Source organism: Marinobacter sp. F4218 (assembly GCF_019443085.1).
Taxonomy (GTDB): domain Bacteria; phylum Pseudomonadota; class Gammaproteobacteria; order Pseudomonadales; family Oleiphilaceae; genus Marinobacter; species Marinobacter albus.
In genome coordinates, this window is record NZ_JAHZIL010000003.1 from 1,387,819 (window position 1) to 1,404,213 (window position 16,395).

At 61.0% G+C, this 16,395-nt stretch carries 16 protein-coding genes and 1 pseudogene; 11 read left to right on the plus strand and 6 right to left on the minus strand.

What is annotated here, in order from left to right:
• Window positions 1-74 precede the first annotated feature (74 nt).
• The 3 genes from K0B93_RS10390 to K0B93_RS10400 all read left to right on the plus strand — a co-directional run bounded on the left by K0B93_RS10390 (window position 75) and on the right by K0B93_RS10400 (window position 4,362).
• Entirely contained in the window at window positions 75-1,172 is a 1,098-nt protein-coding gene (locus K0B93_RS10390; protein WP_219867140.1) for a GGDEF domain-containing protein, read from the plus strand.
• An 88-nt stretch (window positions 1,173-1,260) separates the two neighbouring features.
• Window positions 1,261-1,707, plus strand: coding sequence for a flavodoxin (locus K0B93_RS10395; protein ID WP_219867141.1), 447 nt, complete (start codon window positions 1,261-1,263; stop codon window positions 1,705-1,707).
• Between the two features lie 90 nt (window positions 1,708-1,797).
• The gene (locus K0B93_RS10400) at window positions 1,798-4,362 is read left to right on the plus strand and encodes an EAL domain-containing protein (RefSeq protein ID WP_219867142.1); all 2,565 of its coding nucleotides are present in this window, start codon (window positions 1,798-1,800) and stop codon (window positions 4,360-4,362) included.
• Between the two features lie 7 nt (window positions 4,363-4,369).
• Here the strand turns inward: K0B93_RS10400 and K0B93_RS10405 are convergent, their stop codons facing one another.
• The 3 genes from K0B93_RS10405 to K0B93_RS10415 all read right to left on the minus strand — a co-directional run bounded on the left by K0B93_RS10405 (window position 4,370) and on the right by K0B93_RS10415 (window position 6,702).
• The gene (locus tag K0B93_RS10405) at window positions 4,370-5,224 is read right to left on the minus strand and encodes an acyl-CoA thioesterase (protein WP_219867143.1); all 855 of its coding nucleotides are present in this window, start codon (window positions 5,222-5,224) and stop codon (window positions 4,370-4,372) included.
• Between the two features lie 137 nt (window positions 5,225-5,361).
• The gene (locus K0B93_RS10410; protein WP_219867144.1) at window positions 5,362-6,516 is read right to left on the minus strand and encodes an NAD(P)/FAD-dependent oxidoreductase; all 1,155 of its coding nucleotides are present in this window, start codon (window positions 6,514-6,516) and stop codon (window positions 5,362-5,364) included.
• Window positions 6,517-6,534: 18 nt separating this feature from the next.
• Window positions 6,535-6,702, minus strand: a complete 168-nt coding sequence (locus K0B93_RS10415; RefSeq protein WP_008173532.1) for a rubredoxin — start codon at window positions 6,700-6,702, stop codon at window positions 6,535-6,537.
• Between the two features lie 284 nt (window positions 6,703-6,986).
• Here K0B93_RS10415 and K0B93_RS10420 point away from each other — a divergent pair, with 284 nt between their 5' ends.
• The 5 genes from K0B93_RS10420 (at window position 6,987) to phoR (ending at window position 11,210) form a co-directional block, all read left to right on the plus strand.
• Window positions 6,987-7,544 carry a hypoxanthine-guanine phosphoribosyltransferase gene (locus K0B93_RS10420; RefSeq protein WP_219867145.1) on the plus strand — a complete coding sequence of 186 codons (558 nt, stop codon included), beginning with the start codon at window positions 6,987-6,989 and terminating at the stop codon, window positions 7,542-7,544.
• Window positions 7,525-8,106 carry a chorismate--pyruvate lyase family protein gene (locus K0B93_RS10425; protein ID WP_219867146.1) on the plus strand — a complete coding sequence of 194 codons (582 nt, stop codon included), beginning with the start codon at window positions 7,525-7,527 and terminating at the stop codon, window positions 8,104-8,106. Before K0B93_RS10420 ends, K0B93_RS10425 begins: the two co-directional genes overlap by 20 nt.
• Before the next feature lie 79 nt (window positions 8,107-8,185).
• Window positions 8,186-9,073, plus strand: coding sequence for a 4-hydroxybenzoate octaprenyltransferase (ubiA, locus tag K0B93_RS10430; protein ID WP_219867147.1), 888 nt, complete (start codon window positions 8,186-8,188; stop codon window positions 9,071-9,073).
• Window positions 9,074-9,148: 75 nt separating this feature from the next.
• Window positions 9,149-9,841 (plus strand): phosphate regulon transcriptional regulator PhoB, encoded by a 693-nt coding sequence (phoB, locus tag K0B93_RS10435; protein ID WP_219867148.1) that lies wholly within the window; start codon window positions 9,149-9,151, stop codon window positions 9,839-9,841.
• A gap of 52 nt (window positions 9,842-9,893) precedes the next feature.
• Entirely contained in the window at window positions 9,894-11,210 is a 1,317-nt protein-coding gene (gene phoR / locus K0B93_RS10440; RefSeq protein WP_219867149.1) for a phosphate regulon sensor histidine kinase PhoR, read from the plus strand.
• A 10-nt stretch (window positions 11,211-11,220) separates the two neighbouring features.
• Here the strand turns inward: phoR and K0B93_RS10445 are convergent.
• A pseudogene (locus tag K0B93_RS10445) lies at window positions 11,221-11,451 on the minus strand (response regulator); the annotation flags it as partial.
• A 312-nt stretch (window positions 11,452-11,763) separates the two neighbouring features.
• Between K0B93_RS10445 and K0B93_RS10450 the strand changes: the two are divergent.
• Genes K0B93_RS10450 through K0B93_RS10460 form a run of 3 tightly spaced genes read left to right on the plus strand, consistent with a single transcriptional unit; the run spans window position 11,764 to window position 14,768 of the window.
• Window positions 11,764-12,993 (plus strand): lytic murein transglycosylase, encoded by a 1,230-nt coding sequence (locus K0B93_RS10450; RefSeq protein WP_416383207.1) that lies wholly within the window; start codon window positions 11,764-11,766, stop codon window positions 12,991-12,993.
• Window positions 12,994-12,999: 6 nt separating this feature from the next.
• Window positions 13,000-14,028, plus strand: coding sequence for a metal-dependent hydrolase (locus K0B93_RS10455; protein ID WP_219867151.1), 1,029 nt, complete (start codon window positions 13,000-13,002; stop codon window positions 14,026-14,028).
• An 8-nt stretch (window positions 14,029-14,036) separates the two neighbouring features.
• Window positions 14,037-14,768, plus strand: coding sequence for a pseudouridine synthase (locus K0B93_RS10460; RefSeq protein WP_219867152.1), 732 nt, complete (start codon window positions 14,037-14,039; stop codon window positions 14,766-14,768).
• Here the strand turns inward: K0B93_RS10460 and K0B93_RS10465 are convergent.
• Together K0B93_RS10465 and pbpG are read right to left on the minus strand one after the other, a co-directional pair.
• Entirely contained in the window at window positions 14,740-15,219 is a 480-nt protein-coding gene (locus K0B93_RS10465) for an asparaginase domain-containing protein (protein WP_219867153.1), read from the minus strand. The genes K0B93_RS10460 and K0B93_RS10465 overlap by 29 nt on opposite strands.
• 22 nt (window positions 15,220-15,241) lie before the next feature.
• Window positions 15,242-16,189, minus strand: a complete 948-nt coding sequence (pbpG, locus tag K0B93_RS10470; protein WP_219867154.1) for a D-alanyl-D-alanine endopeptidase — start codon at window positions 16,187-16,189, stop codon at window positions 15,242-15,244.
• Window positions 16,190-16,395: the final 206 nt, after the last annotated feature.

Genomic DNA, 16,395 nt, shown 5'->3' on the forward strand with positions numbered 1-16,395 from the left:
GCATTCTTTACGGGAACTGCCCCATAATTCCGGGAAAAAGCGTCAAAACTATAATAACTCCAGTTAAGGCTCACATGACCGACCAAACTTCATCCGGCCAACGGGCCGTCGGCGAGCGCGAGGACGCCCAGGTATCGCGACTGATCACCTGGTTGTCGGTAATGGCCATTGCGTTCCTGATCGGTATCGGCGCCAAGGCGTGGTATGCGGGCCACAACACCCACGCTTGGGTACTCTGGTCGTTTGTGCTGGTGGTCGCCGCCAACATGGCCTGGTTTGCCCACACCGGCGACCGCACCGCCCAGAAAGGTGGCCTGCTCCTGGTTGTCGGCCTGTTGTTTACCTACCTGATTGCCTCGGGTGGCGAGAGCAATACCGGCCCGCTGTGGTTCTATGTGTTCCCACCGTTGCTGTTCTATCTGACCAACCTCAAGACCGGAACCGCTGTGCTGCTGTTCTGTTACCTGGTTGCGGTCATTGTCTTCCAGTTCCCCGGAATGCCCCTGGTTTCAACTGAATACAGTACCGACTTTAAGATCCGGTTCTTTGCCACCCTGACCTTCGAATCCATTCTCTGCTTCGTGCTCGAGGCCAGCCGCCTGAAAGCCCGCAACGAACTGGTGGCACTGGCAGAAACCCATGAGCATGCTGCCAAGACCGACGAACTCACCGGTCTGTCCAACCGCCGGGACATGCAGAACCGGCTGGGCGCTGAATTTTCCCGGTACCGGCGCTCCGGTCATCATTTCTCGATTGCGTTGATCGACCTGGACCTGTTCAAGGCCATCAACGATCGCTTTGGCCACGACGCCGGCGACGCGGTGTTGAGGGAATTTTCCACTCTGATGAAAGCCATCATTCGCCAGACCGACGTGGCGGCGCGCTGGGGTGGCGAGGAGTTTCTGCTGCTGTTGCCCGACACCTCGCTGCTCCAGGCGCTGACCCTGGCTGAGCGACTTCGCTCGGAAGTGGCCAGCACCCGGTTCCAGTTCCGCGGTGCCGACCTGCCGGTCACCATCAGCGCCGGCGTCTGTTCCATCGCCAAGGCCGGCTCAATCGACGAGTTGCTCAAGCAGGTAGATGTGCATCTCTACAATGCCAAGGAAGCCGGCCGGAACCGCATAGCGCCCAGGGTTCGCAGCCGGGATGCGAGCACTGCCGGAACGGCCTGATCTTGAGCGGTAAACCTGCTGCGATTATGATCGGACGCCTACTCCGCCCCGTAAACCCCGGGGAAATACCGAACTGACAGGAAAAGAAATGACAAGCATGCGAATTCTGGTGGGCAGCGTCTACGGCGGTGCCTTGTTGACCGCGCGGGCAATCAAAGAGAGCCTGGAGACCGAGGGGCATCGGGTAACGGTGCTGGAGCACCCGGTTCTGGAGGACATCACCGGAAACGAGGACGCCCTGCTGGTGTGCACATCGACCACCGGCCAGGGCGAGGTGCCCGCCAACCTGCTGCCATTTTATGTCGATCTTCGCGACCGGCTGCCCCAGCAACCGGGTCGCCCCTTCGGGGTCATTGTCCTGGGCGACAGCTCCTACGGAGATACCTTCTGCGGCGCCGGCGACCTTATGGAAGAAGCCCTCAGCGAGACCGCTGCCCGCAAAGTCGGCGACACCTTGCGCATTGATGCCCTGGAAACCATGGAGCCTGAGGCCGAAGCGCTGCCGTGGGTGAGGCAGTGGCTCACCCAGCTATGAACCCCGGCTGGCGAGAGCATCACAATTGCAGTCGCTGACGCTTGAGCCGTTTCCGGTGAACGGCCATACTCGCGCTTACAACGAGACTGAATGCGACACTTCGTGACATTTATTGACTGGCCAAGACTACTTGCGACGCTGCTTCTGCTGCTTGCGTTCGCCTCGCCGTCCCACGGGGCGGAGGGTTACTATGTGCCCCATGCCAGTTATCTGACTGTCCCGGCCGGCACGGATGCCCTGCCTGAAAATCTGCTCGAATCCGAAAACTGGCAGTCACTTCGGGGCCGGAGCCCGAACTTCGGCTACATCGAAGACACGCTCTGGCTGAGATTTCCGGTCCCGGACCAGCAATCCCTGAATCTCCTGGAAATCAGCTACGCCCACCTGGATCGGGTCCGGTTTTTTCTGGTCGAGGACGGCAAGATCGTTCGCAGCGTGACCACCGGCGATGCCTTCCCGTTCAAGCAGCGTCCGATCCTTCACCGGCACTTTCTGTTTCCGTTCGAGCGTTCCGGTGAGGGCCGCTACGACATCCTGCTCGAAGTCCAGACCAGCGGAGCTATGCAGGTTCCCCTGACACTCTGGAATGACAAGTCATTCTTCGAGAGCTCGTTTATCGAGGATCAGGTACACGCGGTCTACTACGGTATCCTGATTACCGCCATCTTCCTGAACCTCTTTGTTTTCCTGGCTCTACGGGAGCGGGTCTACCTGCTGTATGTGCTCTCGACCCTGGGCTACCTCCTGCTGATCGGCACCCTGAATGGCATGACCTTTCAGGCGCTCTGGCCCACCAGCCCGGAGATCCAGAACCGGGCGATGCTGCTGAGCATCCCGATGGCACTGATCTTCACGCTCTGGTTCTCGCGCTCGTTCCTGAACCTTGACCGGGCCAGCCCGGCCCTGGAACGCACGGTTATCCTCGCCATTGCCATAAACTCAGCGGCGGCGCTGGCCACCTTCATATTGGACTACAGCACGTCAATCCGCCTGGTGGTTGCACTCTCCATACCCAGCAGCCTGTTGCTGACTCTGCTCGGCCCCCAGCAGTGGCTTCGGGGTAACCGTCAGGCGGCCTACTACACCCTGGCGTGGGGCGCATTAACCCTCGGCAGTGCCATTACCGCGGCCAACAAGTACGGATTCCTGCCCAACAGTTTTCTCACGGTCTATGCCATGCAGATCGGTTCTGCGCTGCAGGCCGTGTTACTGGCCATGGCCATGGCCGTCCGGATGCTCCAGGAGCGCCAGGACAAGGTGGAAGCGCGGGAAGCCGAGTTGCGTGCAATGACCGCCCGCCGGTCCGCCGAGCTCAAACTGATGGACCACGCCCTTCACAACCCGCTCACCGGGTTGCCCAATCGCAGCGGCTTTGAGATGACCCTGAACGATCTGATGATGCGCAGTCCGGAAAAGCGGTTCGGCATCGTCGTCATTCATCTGAACAACCTGGATTCGGTCACCAAGACCCTGGGCCACCGCAACAGCGACCAGATTCTTGAACTGGCCTCGAAGCACTACAACGCCGTTTTACGCGACCTGCCCGGGGCCATTGCCGTCGAACAGACCGACGAACGCAGCTATTTCCTGGCCTCCCTGGACCCACAGACCTTCGCGTTTGTGGTCGATGCGGACGTCGCCGAAGCCGCGGCACGGTCCGTCGTCAACGCCCTGGAGGATATCCGCTACCCGGTTGATTACCTGGGGATGCAGGTGCCCATGGATGCCCGCCTGGGCGTGGCGATCTTTCCGGACCACGGAATGGATGCCAATACCCTGATTCGTCGTGCGGTCATCGCCGAAGGCACTGAGCGGGCGCTGGAGCGGGGCATGGCCTATTACAAGCCGTCCCGGGACTCCTTCAGCGCCGACCGGCTGACCATCGTCTCCGAATTGCGCCAGGCCCTGATCGACAACCGACTGGCGCTGTATCTGCAGCCCAAGGTGTCACTGGCAACCGGTGCGGTGGTAGGCCTGGAGGCCCTGATCCGCTGGCCCGAAAAACAGAGCCAGATTCGTCCGGATGAAATCGTGGTGCTGGCAGAGCAGACCGGCCTGATCAAGCCCCTGACCCGCTGGGTTCTGGAGCAGGCCCTCACCATGCGCAGCCGGCTGCTCGAGCACGGCTGGCCCCTGGACCTGTCGGTCAACATCTCCCCCAACAACCTTCGGGAGCCCGATTTCCCACTGCACGTGCAGCGGCTGATGAGCAGCTTTCAGCAGCACCGGGACAGCATCACATTCGAGGTCACGGAAACGTCCATGATGCAGGACCCCGCCAACTCCCTGACCGCCCTGAAACTGCTCAATGACAGCGGCATTCCGGTGTCCATAGACGACTTTGGCTCCGGGTACTCGTCACTGTCCTACATCAAGCAACTGCCGGCCAGTGAGATCAAGATTGACCGTTCGCTGATCTCGGACCTGGTCACCCGGGCCGAAGACCGGGTCATCGTCCAGACCACCATCGATATGTGCCACAGCCTGGGGTACAAGGTGGTCGCCGAAGGCGTGGAGGACGAGACCACCGCGGGACTCCTGCGGGGCATGGGCTGCGACATGATCCAGGGCTTCCTGCTCACACCACCCCTGCCGTTCGATGACATGCTGGACTGGCTGAGCCACTCGGACAGCCAGCAACAGAAACTGGGCTAGCGCCGACTCAGCGTTGGCGAATCAACGCTTCCTGGGTCGTTGATGCCACCAGCACCCCTTCCCGGTTGAAGAAATTGCCGCGGTTAAATCCGCGTCCGGCACACGCACTCGGGCTGTCCTTGTCGTAAAGCAGCCATTCGTCCATGCGGAAATCCCGGTGAAACCAGATCGCATGATCAAGGCTTGCCACCTGCAGGTTCTTGCTCATGAACGTCACGCCGTGGGGATTGAGTGACGTTCCGAGAAACTGGAAATCCGAGGCGTAGGTCAGCAGGCACCGGTGCAGCACCGGATCGTCCGGCAGGTGCCCCTGGGCCCGGAACCAACTCTGTTTGTGGGGCGGGCGCTTTTCCGGCTTGAACGGGTTAACCGGATCCACCGGGCGGATTTCGATCGGCCGGTCGCGGGTCAGCGAATCCCGCATTTTCTCCGGAGCGTGAGGGGCAATCAGCTTGCCCCACTCATGTTCGGACTTCAGCGTGTCCGGATCCGGTGCCTCGGGCATATCAAGCTGGTGCTCAAAGCCCTGCTCGGCGACCTGGAACGACATGGAGCCGGTCAGGATCTCCTTTCCACCCTGACGGGCGATTACCCGGCGAACGGAAAAGCTGCCTCCATCCCGGACCCGCTGCACTTCGTAATCGATTGGCATGCTGTGGTTGCCGGGGCGCAGGAAGTAGGCGTGCAGGGAATGGCACAGGCGGTTCTCGACGGTGCGGCTGGCAGCCATCAGCGCCTGACCGAGCACCTGTCCGCCGAAGACATTGGGGAAGCCGAGATCCTCGCTGTCACCCTGAAAGTGGTCGTCGCCGATGGGAGAAAGATCCAGCAGATCCACCAGCCTTTTAGTTACTTCAAGCATGCCTGCTCCTGTTAATTCGTTAGCACACGAAGAAGTTTTCTACCCCAAGCCGGCGCATTTCGCAATGAAAAGCATGGCCGCCGGGGACAAAATCGTGGCCCCCAGAGGCTCTGGGGGCCGGATGGAACGGCTGGGCATCAACCGTGGATGGGCGGCGTTTCCTTGGACAGCGCCTGCTTTTCCACTGCAAATCGTCCCGTTACGGCGAAACCGAGAATCTCACCCTCGGGGCTCCGGAACAGGGCCTTGACGTCGGAACCGTCCCGTTCCACGTGCCACTCCCCTGCGGCATCCGGTGACGGTGGACAGACCGCGGTAGGACAACACGGAGTCTTGATCATGACCGGCATGGTGCCGTAACGCACCTCCGTGCGTTCCCCGGCCAGGGTTTTCGCCAGTGCCCGGGCGCACGCCATCAGCGGCAGGACGTACAGCAGGACATGCCCGTCGACCTCGGCACAATCTCCCAGGGCGTAGACATCCGGAGCGGAGGTCTCCAGGGCCCGGTTGACGATTATGCCGCGGCCGGCCTCGATTCCCGCCGCGTGGGCCAGTTCGGTCCGGGGGCGCAGACCGACGGCGGAGATCACTATGTCGGCATTCAATGCCTCACCGTTGGCAAGCGTGAGCTTTACCCCCTGGCCGTCACGGTCAATGCGATCCACCACGGTTTCCAGATGGAATCGGACCCCCAGATTTTCCAGCTCCTGCTGCACCGCATCGGCGGCCGGCTCCGGCAGCAGGCCCGGCATCACAACATCGGACGGCGCAATCACGTCCACGTCGTAACCGCCGTTACGCAAATCATTGGCAAACTCACAGCCAATCAGCCCGGCGCCCATGATGGCGACCCGCTTACCACCTGACAGAGCCTTGCGAAATGCCCGGTAGTCCATCAGGTCGTTGATGGAAAATACGTGCTCCAGGCCATCCCCATCAATCGAGAGCCGAATAACGTCTGCGCCCCAGGCCAGCACCAGTTTGCTGTACGCCAGCCGTTCGTCGCCAAGCACCAGCTCATGGGCCTGGGTGTCAATCCCGGTCACGGTTGTGAAGGTGCGCAGCTGGAGGTTCAGTTGCTCTGCCATGGGCTCAGGCGCCGCCTGAGCCAGGCCATCCGCATCCTTGTCCTTGGTAAACCCGGTGGACAGCATGGGCTTGGAATAACTCACGCCGTCATCCGCCGTCACCATGACGATGGGCGTTTCCTTGTCCAGCTTGCGCATCTCGCGAGCCAGCGAGTAACCCGACAGCCCGGTGCCGACGATAACGATGGGGGCCTGTTCAGTCATAACTTTGCTCCGAGGGGGTCAGCCAATCTCGATCATTTCAAAGTCTTCCTTACCGACGCCACAATCCGGACAGACCCAGTCTTCCGGCACGTCTTCCCACTTGGTGCCCGGCTCGATACCGTCTTCCGGCCAGCCTTCGGCTTCGTCGTAGATCAGACCGCACACCACACACTGCCACTTTTTCATGCTCACTCTCCTGATTCCGTTGGGCGCAATACTAATTGTCCTACAATCGCGCGCGCAACTGTTTTGTCTTGGCGACAGAGCCCGAACCGGGCAGATCGGGCCGCTGAACACGTCAGGCAGCCATCATACCCATCCCCTCGTCCCGGACCAATGCCAGTGCCGACGGATAGCCCCGGAGATTTCTGCCAATAGCCATAAATACAGATCCCGGGGCACGGCACTGCCCCTCCCTTCCACCTGCCCTCTCCGGTATAATCGGCCGTTTTACGACAGGACCGACCGTTATGACCGATACCGTCGCCGAAATGAACCAGGTTATGGAAGAAGCCGACTGCCTGGTCAACGAACAGCAGGTACAAGCCGCCATTCGCAACCTGGCTGACGACATCACCGACCGCCTTCGGGACAGCAATCCGCTGCTTTTCTGCGTCATGAACGGCGGTCTCATTCTGACCGGCCAACTGCTGACCCAGTTGAAGTTTCCGGTGCAAGCCGAGTACCTGCATGCTACCCGCTACCGGCAGGAAACCACTGGTGGCATCCTTGAATGGAAGCTGCGCCCGGACGCGGACATGAACGGCCGTACCATCCTGATCGTTGACGACATCCTTGATGAAGGTACGACCCTGTGTGCCATAGCGGACTACTGCCGGGCCCACGGTGCCAAGGAGGTCCTGACCGCGGTTCTCGTCGACAAACAGCACGATCGCAAGGCCCAGCCCGGCCTGAAGGCCGACTTCACCGGCCTCGAAGTGGAAGACCGCTTCCTGTTCGGGTTCGGGATGGATTACAAGGGCTACTGGCGCAACGCGCCCGGAATTTATGCCGTCAAAGGACTTTGACACTATCACTACCCAACCTGCCGGACGCGCCGACGAGTGCTGCCTGACCATTCCGCCGACCGACTGGTACAGCTCGCTTGCCGCCGCAGGGCTTCGAAATCCGGACGTTCACGGTCCCGCCCGCTACTGGTTGCAGGTGGAGGGTTCGTTCACCCGGGCGCTGCAACACCAGTGCCTGCACTCCTTCCATGTCGAGGTCCAGGGGGAAGGGTTTGCCGTGCCAACGCTGGAAGAAGCCCGTCATCTCAACATCCCGGCGCGACAGCGCGCCTGGATTCGCGAGGTCCGGCTGTGTGGTGATGGGGTACCCTGGGTCCTGGCTCGCACCATCATTCCGCTTGCCTGCCTGGAGGGTCGCGGCCGACGTCTTCGCCATCTCGGCAACCGGCCCCTTGGCGCCTACCTGTTCAGCAGCCCGGACTGGCAGCGCGGCCCCCTGGAAACCGGTCTTTGCAATCGGTCCCTGGACGGCCAGCCGGAAGTCGCGCGGCGATCGCTGTTTCATCACAATGACCGGGCCCTGCTGGTGGGCGAATACTTTCTCCCCGGCCTGTATCGCTGACGCCAGCCTTTAATCCGTCACCTCCGGCTGGCTATAATCCCTGCATCCCGTTCACCGCGCCACCAAACGGATCTGCCCTATGCTGCTCAACGCCATGCCCGATCACGTCCAGAACCGGCTTGCCGACTACGCCCGCCTACTGCGCATCGATCGCCCCATCGGCAGCCTGCTATTGCTCTGGCCGACCTACTGGGCACTCTGGCTCGCCGGTGAGGGCAGCCCGGACATTGGCAACATCATTGTGTTCACACTGGGCGTGTTCTTCATGCGCGCGGCCGGCTGTGCCATCAATGACTTTGCTGACCGCGACTGGGACCGCCACGTCAAGCGCACCCAGGACCGGCCACTGACGGCCGGACGGATCAAGGCCTGGGAGGCCGTTGCACTCTTTGCCGGCCTGTGCCTGGCCTCCTTTCTGATGGTGGTGCTGTTCACCAACACCCTGACGTTCTACCTGTCGTTTGGCGGGGCCCTGCTGGCGTTCATCTACCCCTTCATGAAACGCTACACACACCTGCCCCAGCTGTTCCTGGGGGCAGCATTTTCCTGGGCCATTCCCATGGCCTGGGCGGCACAGGCAGACGCACTCAGCCAGATCACCTGGCTGCTGTTTACCGCCAACGTGCTCTGGACGGTGGCGTACGACACCTTCTACGCGATGGTCGACCGTGACGATGACCTCAAAGTGGGCATCAAGTCCACCGCCATCCTGTTCGGGGATGCCGACCGCGCCATCATTGCGATGCTTCAGACCATGGTGGTCGTCGTCCTGTTGATGGTGGGTCAACGGGCTGAACTGGGGGCTTTCTATTATCTGGGCCTGGCGGGCATGGCCGGTCTGTTTGTCTACCAGCAGTACCTGGCCCGGCAACGGTCCCGGGAAGGCTGTTTCAAGGCGTTCCTGAATAATAACTGGGCCGGGTTTGCCGTGTTTGCGGGGCTGGTGATCGATCTGATGATTGCCTGAACCTGTCATATACTTGTAATACTTGAGCGTTGTAATGAGTCAGCAACAAATCAAGGTCTGACACAGGTTTAGCTTATGTCTGGAAAAACCGTCCTGATCGTCGATGACGAGGCGCCCATCCGGGAAATGATTGCCGTGGCCCTCGAAATGGCGGATTACGACTACCTAGAGGCAGCGGATGCCCGGGAAGCCCATGCCCTGATTGTCGACAAACAACCGGATCTGGTCCTGCTCGACTGGATGCTCCCGGGAACCAGCGGCGTCGAACTCGCGCGTCGCCTGAAAAAAGAGGAATCGACCGCCGACATCCCCATCATCATGCTCACCGCCAAGGTGGAAGAGGACAACAAGATCCAGGGGCTTGAGGTGGGAGCGGATGACTACATTACCAAGCCCTTCAGCCCAAGAGAGCTGGTGGCACGACTCAAGGCGGTTCTTCGGCGAGCCACGCCTCCCGGGGTCGACACCCCGATCGAAGTCGAGGGACTCACGCTGGACCCGATTGGCCACCGAGTCACCACAAACGATGGCGCGCTGAACATGGGGCCGACGGAATACCGGCTGCTCCAGTTCTTCATGACGCATCAGGAACGGGTTTATACTCGATCCCAACTCCTGGATCAGGTCTGGGGTGGTAACGTTTACGTAGAAGAGCGTACCGTTGATGTCCACATTCGCCGGCTGCGTAAGGCACTGGGTGACAGGTATGACCACCTGATCCAGACGGTTCGGGGAACGGGGTACCGGTTCTCAACCAGGGCCGCCTGACCGGCGCCGGCGGCAGGGCATCAACTCCGCACACGACACAAGGCAGCGTTTGATGCAGCACAACTGGTCGCGGTACCTCCGCTATATCATTGGCGGCCTCATTGGCTCGACAGTGGTCGGCCTGTATTTTGGTGAGCCACTCTACGGACTGACCGTTGGCCTGATCGTTTACCTGTGGTGGACCCTGGTTCAGGCCCGACGCCTGTACCAGTGGCTCGCCAATCCCAGCGCCTCAGATGACGCGCCCCAGAGCGTTGGCCTGTGGGGCGACATTTTCGACAACCTTCACAAACTGCACCAGAGTCACCTGAGAGCCCGGGACCGGCTCAGGGCCCAGATCAATCGGGTCCAGGAATCGACCAACGCCATGCGTGACGGGGTCATCATGACCGACCACCAGGGTGCGATGGAGTGGTGGAACGGTTCTGCCGAGTACCTGCTGGGATTCCGGCGCAACACCGACCAGGGCCAGTACATTCACAACCTGATTCGGACCCCGGCCTTCAAAAGCTATTTCGATTCCCGTGACTACCGGGAGCCGCTGGAAATCCACTCGCCCGCCAGACCCCACATTCACCTGCAAATCCAGATCAGCCTGTTCGGCGACGACGATCGCCTGATTGTCGCCAAGGACGTGACCCGTCTCTACCAGCTGGAACAGATGCGCCGGGACTTTGTCGGTAACGTATCCCACGAGATGCGGACACCACTGACGGTGATCAGCGGCTACCTGGAAACCCTGGTGGACAATGCCGACGACCTGCCACCGAAATGGCGACGGGCGATCAACACCATGGCGGCACAGTCATCCCGGATGGAAGCCCTGATCACCGACCTGATACTGCTGTCCAAGATTGAAACCGGGGAGCAGACGGTAAACGACAGTCTCACCGACGTGGAAGGGCTGCTGGGCCAGATCTGTCACGATGCCCGGGCGCTGAGTGGCGAGAAACAGCATGAGATCAGCGTAACGGTCGCCGACCATCGGCTGCTACGGGGCGATGAAAGCCAGTTGCGCAGCGCGTTTTCCAACCTCATCTTCAATGCGGTGAAATACACCCCTCCCCACGGCCACATCACCGTCACCTGGACCACCAACCGGGAAGGAGCCCACCTGAGCGTCCGGGATACCGGCATTGGCATCGACCCGATCCACATTCCCCGCCTGACCGAGCGCTTCTACCGGGCCGACCCCAGTCGTCACAAGGATACCGGCGGTACCGGCCTGGGTCTGGCCATCGTCAAGCATGTCCTGATCAATCACGACGGCAACCTGGAAATCCGCAGCCACCTTGGCGAGGGCAGCGAATTCATCTGTCACTTCCCCCGGGAGCGGCTGGTCGAGCGAGTGCCGGAAAGTACGGAATAGCCCTCTCCGGTTAACGGTTGCGGGCGATAAAGCGCGACAGGTCCTCAAGTTTCTTCGGGTCCTCATCCACAAAGCGGATCGTAACGCTGACGAAATCCGTGTCCTGACGCTTGTCGACCGCCTGCAACTGGTTAACGAAACCGTTCAGGCGGGCCATCTGCCCCTCACCGATCTCGATATCAATCACGGCCTGATCGAGAATGCCCGGAAACTCCTGGTCCCGCTTGGCCAGATCCCTCACGAAGCTGGCATCGTCCGCCACCAGCGCTTTCAGCATTGGCATCTGTACTACCTTCCGTTAACCGCGACCCAGATGTTATCGCCTCACTATGGAACATCGGCCCGGCCCGGACCGGAAACCCTGCCGCTACAAAAAGACGACAAACAGACGTACTAATGCGACACACTGGAACCCGGAGGTTAAACAATTGTCACTACCAAGGGCCCAAGTCGGTATTTCTGTCCTTCCAAAACGCGCTACCATGGGCCTCAGAATTTTCACACCATTGTTACCATGCCGAGGTTTTGTGTGCTGAACACATTCGTAAGGAATCTGCCCAGCCGGGGCGCCCTGAGCCGCCTGTCAATCGCCGGCCTCCTGGCCACCCTCGCCCTGCCAGCGCTGAGCGAGGAACCCACATCAACCGCCAACACCGAGGCCTTCAGTGAGTGCAAGGCGCGCCTGCAGGACCGCGCCATGGCTGCCGGAGTCAGCCGCGAGACAGCCAGCACTGTAATGGCCAGTGTCGAGCACCTGGATCGGGTCATTGAACTGGACCGGCGCCAGCCAGAATTCACCACCACCTTCGCCGACTACCTGAACCGACGCGTCAACGAGGATCGCATCGGCAAAGGTCGCGAAATGCTGGAAGAACATGCCGATCTCCTGGAGCGTGTATCCGCGGAAACCGGCGTACCTGCACCTTACCTCGTCGCCTTCTGGGGCCTGGAAACCAACTTCGGCAGCTATTTCGGCAAGATGTCGGTACCCAGTTCACTCACCACACTGGCCTGCGATGCCAGACGCAGCAGTTTCTTTACCCAGCAGTTGATAGCCGCCCTGCGCATTATTGATGAGGGGGCGATCGCCGCCGAGCAGATGGAGGGCTCCTGGGCGGGCGCCATGGGGCACGTGCAGTTCATGCCCACGGTGTTCCTGAAACACGCCGTGGACGCCGACGGTGACGGCCGCCGCGATCTGTGGAACAGCTTGCCGGATGCCATGATGTCCGCTGGAAAGTTTCTGGAGTCCATGGGCTGGGACCCGGACTACCGCTGGGGCCGGGAAGTCATTCTGCCGGACAACTTCGACTACGCGCTGGCGGACGGCCGCAAGCTTCCGCTCTCCAAATGGCGGGAACTGGGCATCACCGACGCCTTTGGCAACGCCCTGGCCGACGAACCGATCAAAGCCTCGCTGGTGGTGCCGGCCGGCCATGAGGGGCCGGCATTCCTGGCGTACCACAACTTCCGCGTAATCATGGGCTGGAACCGGTCCGAATTCTACGCCATCGCGGTTGGCCATCTGGCCGACCGGGTCGCCGGAGCCGGCGGGCTGCAGAATCCGCCACCGGAAGATGTGCCATCGCTGTCACGGACATCCATTCTTGAGTTGCAGGAAACCCTCAATCAACGCGGCTACGACAGCGGCAAGCCGGATGGCATCATGGGGCCGGGAACCCGCTCCGCCATCCGTCAATTCCAGGCATCCTCAGGGCTGGTTGCCGATGGCTATCCGGGCGAAACTGTGTTGGAGAAACTGGGGGTCAGCGTAGAGCGATAACCCGACATGGATTCCATCACCCAAGTGGCACTGGGCGCATCAATAGCCGGTGCCGTTGCAGGCAAGACCCTGGGCCGGACCGCCCTGGTCGTGGGCGCCATGCTCGGCACCCTGCCGGATTTGGACGTGGTTATTGACTATGGCTCCGCCGTCAGCAATTTCACTCAGCACCGGGGGTTCAGTCATTCGGTGTTCGTGCTGGCGCCCCTCGCAGTGCTACTGGCGTGGTTGCTCTGGCGCTGGCGACCCGAGCAGAGTTTCCAGCGCTGGCTGACGCTCACCGGGCTGGTGCTGATCACCCATCCGCTGCTGGACTGCTTTACCACCTACGGGACCCAGCTGTTCTGGCCCCTTGGCCCACCGGTGGCGCTAAGCAGTATCTTCATCATCGATCCGCTCTACACCCTGCCCCTTCTGGTGGGCTGTCTCGCCTTCCTGATCCGGCCACCGGCCCGTTCGGCGGTGGTCGCCGGGCTGGTGCTGTCCAGCCTGTACCTCGGCTGGACACTGACGGCACAGCAGGTCATTACAGAGCGAATCCGGCCTGCACTGGCCCGCGCCGGACTGCATGACCCGACACTGCTGATCCAGCCCATGCCCTTCAACACCGTGTTATGGCGGGCCACAGCCCTTACCGAGCGCCAGCATGTGGAAATCGTGACCGGCTTTTTCGATGGCGATGCGCCACTGAAACTTCAATATTTTGCGCGGGAACCGGAGCTTGCCCGGGCGGTTGCAGATTTCCCCGAGGCGCAGCGTCTGGAGTGGTTCACCCGGGGCCTGCTCGACTACAACCGCGACGGTGACCGGATAACCGCCACCGATATCCGGCTCGGAATACCCGGCGCCCACCCGTTTACCTTCGTGCTGGCCCGTCAGGGTGCCGACGGCGTTCAGCCCGTACGCAGCGTCCGCACCCCAAGACCGGAGCTTGATCCGAAGGCGCTGGGGATACTCTGGGCACGACTCACCGGCGAGACACCCGTGCTCTGCCTGGCCGACCTGGCGACACCAGCGCCCGAGCAAACCTGTTAGTGTTAGCCATGGTACGACTGGATCAATTTATTGCCGCCAGCACACCGCTATCACGAAAGGATGCCAAGCGCGCCATCGGCGCCGGGCGCGTACGGGTCAACGGCGTGCCGTGCAAACTGGCCAACACCAAGCTGCGTGCCGATGTGACCGTCACCCTGGATGGACAGGCCTGCGCCGTTCCCGGGGAGCGGTACCTGATGCTGAATAAGCCTGCGGGCGTCGTGAGCGCCACCCGGGACAGCGAACACCCGATCGCTCTGGATCTGCTGCCGGCTGAGCTTGCCGTTGGCCTTCACATCGCCGGTCGCCTTGATGCCGACACCACCGGGCTGTTGTTGCTGACCACGGATGGCCAGTGGTCCCACCGGATTACCTCACCCAGGGTGGAATGCCCGAAGACCTACCTGGTCTCCCTGAGCGATGACCTCTCTGAATCCGCAATCCAGCTCCTGGAGGAGGGCGTAGCCCTGCGCAACGACCCGCAACCCACGCGACCGGCGCGGGTACGGGTCAGGCAACCACGGTTGATTGAGCTGACCATTTCCGAGGGCCGGTACCATCAGGTCAAACGCATGCTGGCCGCCGTCGGCAACCACGTGGACGCTCTTCATCGCCTGCGCATCGGTGCCATCAGGCTGGATCCGGGGCTGGAACCGGGTCAGTTCCGGATGTTGACGCCGGAGGAAGTCGACAGCGTGGGCCAGGTTTCAGTCAGGTCCGCTCGAAGCGCTGGGCCTTAAGGTTCTTTCGGACCGCGCCTGCCTCGAACACCTCACCATTCATGGCGAGATAGACACCGGGGGGTAACAGCTGCACCGCGGCCCAGGCGAACCCGATATTGAACAGCGCGTCGGATCGCCGCATACGGGCCGGTTGCATGGCGCCAGTGAGGACAATGGTCTTGTCCTTCAGGGCGGCCAGGACCGCCGCAGTATCGGCCATGGTGTCCGTACCATGGGTTACCAGAATCCGATCACAGTCACTCTCGGTTGCCGCCTGGAGAACGGCCGCTCGATCGGTGTCGTTCATCTCCAGACTGTCCTTGCGCATCAACTCGCGCAAACGGTAGCCCTCATGAATGTTCGATTCCGACAGCAGCTCCGGGAGCAGGGAATCACCCACTTCAAATGCGCTATTGGCGTCGAAATACACCTTGTCGATGGTGCCACCCGTGGTAAAGATCTGGATCATGACCGGTCGTTTCCCTTCGGTGTCAGTTCGTCGCACTGACCGTGTTGGTTTTGGCGGCCGCGTACGCCGCGTTTTTCTGCTGTTCGTATCGCCGGGCTGCCTTGGCGACCTGCCCCGGTGCCCCGGTGTCCAGCCAGCGCTTGATGCGACCGGCATCCCCCATGGGGGATCGGGTACCCAGAGAATCCAGCAGCACGGTCACCACCTGCTTGCCATTCATCTCGGAGATCATCACCAGACACCGACCTGCCTCACTCAGGTAGCCGGTTTTGCTCAGCTCCACGCCCCAGCTTTGCCGGTGCACCAGGGCGTTGGTATTGCCAAAGGACAGGCTGTAGCGGGGGTTGCGGAAATGCGCGCGGTGGTAACCGGTGGTCGAATACTCGCGAATCTCCGGGTGCTTTGCAGCGGCCTTCACGAGTTGCACGAGGTCAGCGGCGGTCGAGATATTGTCGGCGGACAGACCGGTCGGATCAACGAAACGGGTTCCGTCCATGCCCAATTCCCTGGCCTTGGCGTTCATTGCCTCAATAAAGGCGTCGAAGCCGCCGGGATGACTCCGGGCCAGGGTGTAGGCCGCAAAGTTCTCTGACGACATCAGGGCGATGCGCAACGCCTCGCCCCGGCGAAGCTCGGAGTCAACACGGATCCTGGTGTAAGCGTTGGCCGCCGCCGGTGTGTGGCGCTCGGTGAAGGTGAGCCACTCGTCTAGCGGTTCGCCGGAATCCAGCACCACCAGTGCCGTCATCACCTTGGTGAGTGAGGCGATTGGCACGGGCCGATCGGCGTGTTTGCCAAAAACCAGCGAGTCTTCGTCGATCACGGCGACCGCAGCATTGACGGAAGCAAGGTTAGGGCCCGATGCCTGAGCTTCCTGACTGGTCGATTCCGACGACTGATGCGCCGCGATTGAAGCCGGCAGACAAATCAGGAGAAAAAACACCATCGGGGCAAAGCCGCGCACTCTCATTCAAACCAATCCTGTCTTAAACACATGTTTGTTCCTGCACCTCGGGGGCGGTCTCCGCCGGGCTACAGCCGTCAATGACACCACTATAACAGGCAACGAGGAACACGATCAGGTCACAATTTTAAGTCACTCGTTTTAAACAGGAAATGCAAAATACCTTAAAATGTATTAAAATTGCCGAAAATTCATAGCGTTACAATATTTTT

Coding starts and splice junctions, on each gene's coding strand:
- K0B93_RS10390 (WP_219867140.1), top strand. CDS start 75: ATGACCGACCAAACTTCATCCGGCCAACGGGCCGTCGGCGAGCGCGAG.
- K0B93_RS10395 (WP_219867141.1), top strand. CDS start 1,261: ATGACAAGCATGCGAATTCTGGTGGGCAGCGTCTACGGCGGTGCCTTG.
- K0B93_RS10400 (WP_219867142.1), top strand. CDS start 1,798: ATGCGACACTTCGTGACATTTATTGACTGGCCAAGACTACTTGCGACG.
- K0B93_RS10405 (WP_219867143.1), bottom strand. CDS start 5,224: ATGCTTGAAGTAACTAAAAGGCTGGTGGATCTGCTGGATCTTTCTCCC.
- K0B93_RS10410 (WP_219867144.1), bottom strand. CDS start 6,516: ATGACTGAACAGGCCCCCATCGTTATCGTCGGCACCGGGCTGTCGGGT.
- K0B93_RS10415 (WP_008173532.1), bottom strand. CDS start 6,702: ATGAAAAAGTGGCAGTGTGTGGTGTGCGGTCTGATCTACGACGAAGCC.
- K0B93_RS10420 (WP_219867145.1), top strand. CDS start 6,987: ATGACCGATACCGTCGCCGAAATGAACCAGGTTATGGAAGAAGCCGAC.
- K0B93_RS10425 (WP_219867146.1), top strand. CDS start 7,525: ATGCCGTCAAAGGACTTTGACACTATCACTACCCAACCTGCCGGACGC.
- ubiA (WP_219867147.1), top strand. CDS start 8,186: ATGCTGCTCAACGCCATGCCCGATCACGTCCAGAACCGGCTTGCCGAC.
- phoB (WP_219867148.1), top strand. CDS start 9,149: ATGTCTGGAAAAACCGTCCTGATCGTCGATGACGAGGCGCCCATCCGG.
- phoR (WP_219867149.1), top strand. CDS start 9,894: ATGCAGCACAACTGGTCGCGGTACCTCCGCTATATCATTGGCGGCCTC.
- K0B93_RS10455 (WP_219867151.1), top strand. CDS start 13,000: ATGGATTCCATCACCCAAGTGGCACTGGGCGCATCAATAGCCGGTGCC.
- K0B93_RS10460 (WP_219867152.1), top strand. CDS start 14,037: ATGGTACGACTGGATCAATTTATTGCCGCCAGCACACCGCTATCACGA.
- K0B93_RS10465 (WP_219867153.1), bottom strand. CDS start 15,219: ATGATCCAGATCTTTACCACGGGTGGCACCATCGACAAGGTGTATTTC.
- pbpG (WP_219867154.1), bottom strand. CDS start 16,189: ATGAGAGTGCGCGGCTTTGCCCCGATGGTGTTTTTTCTCCTGATTTGT.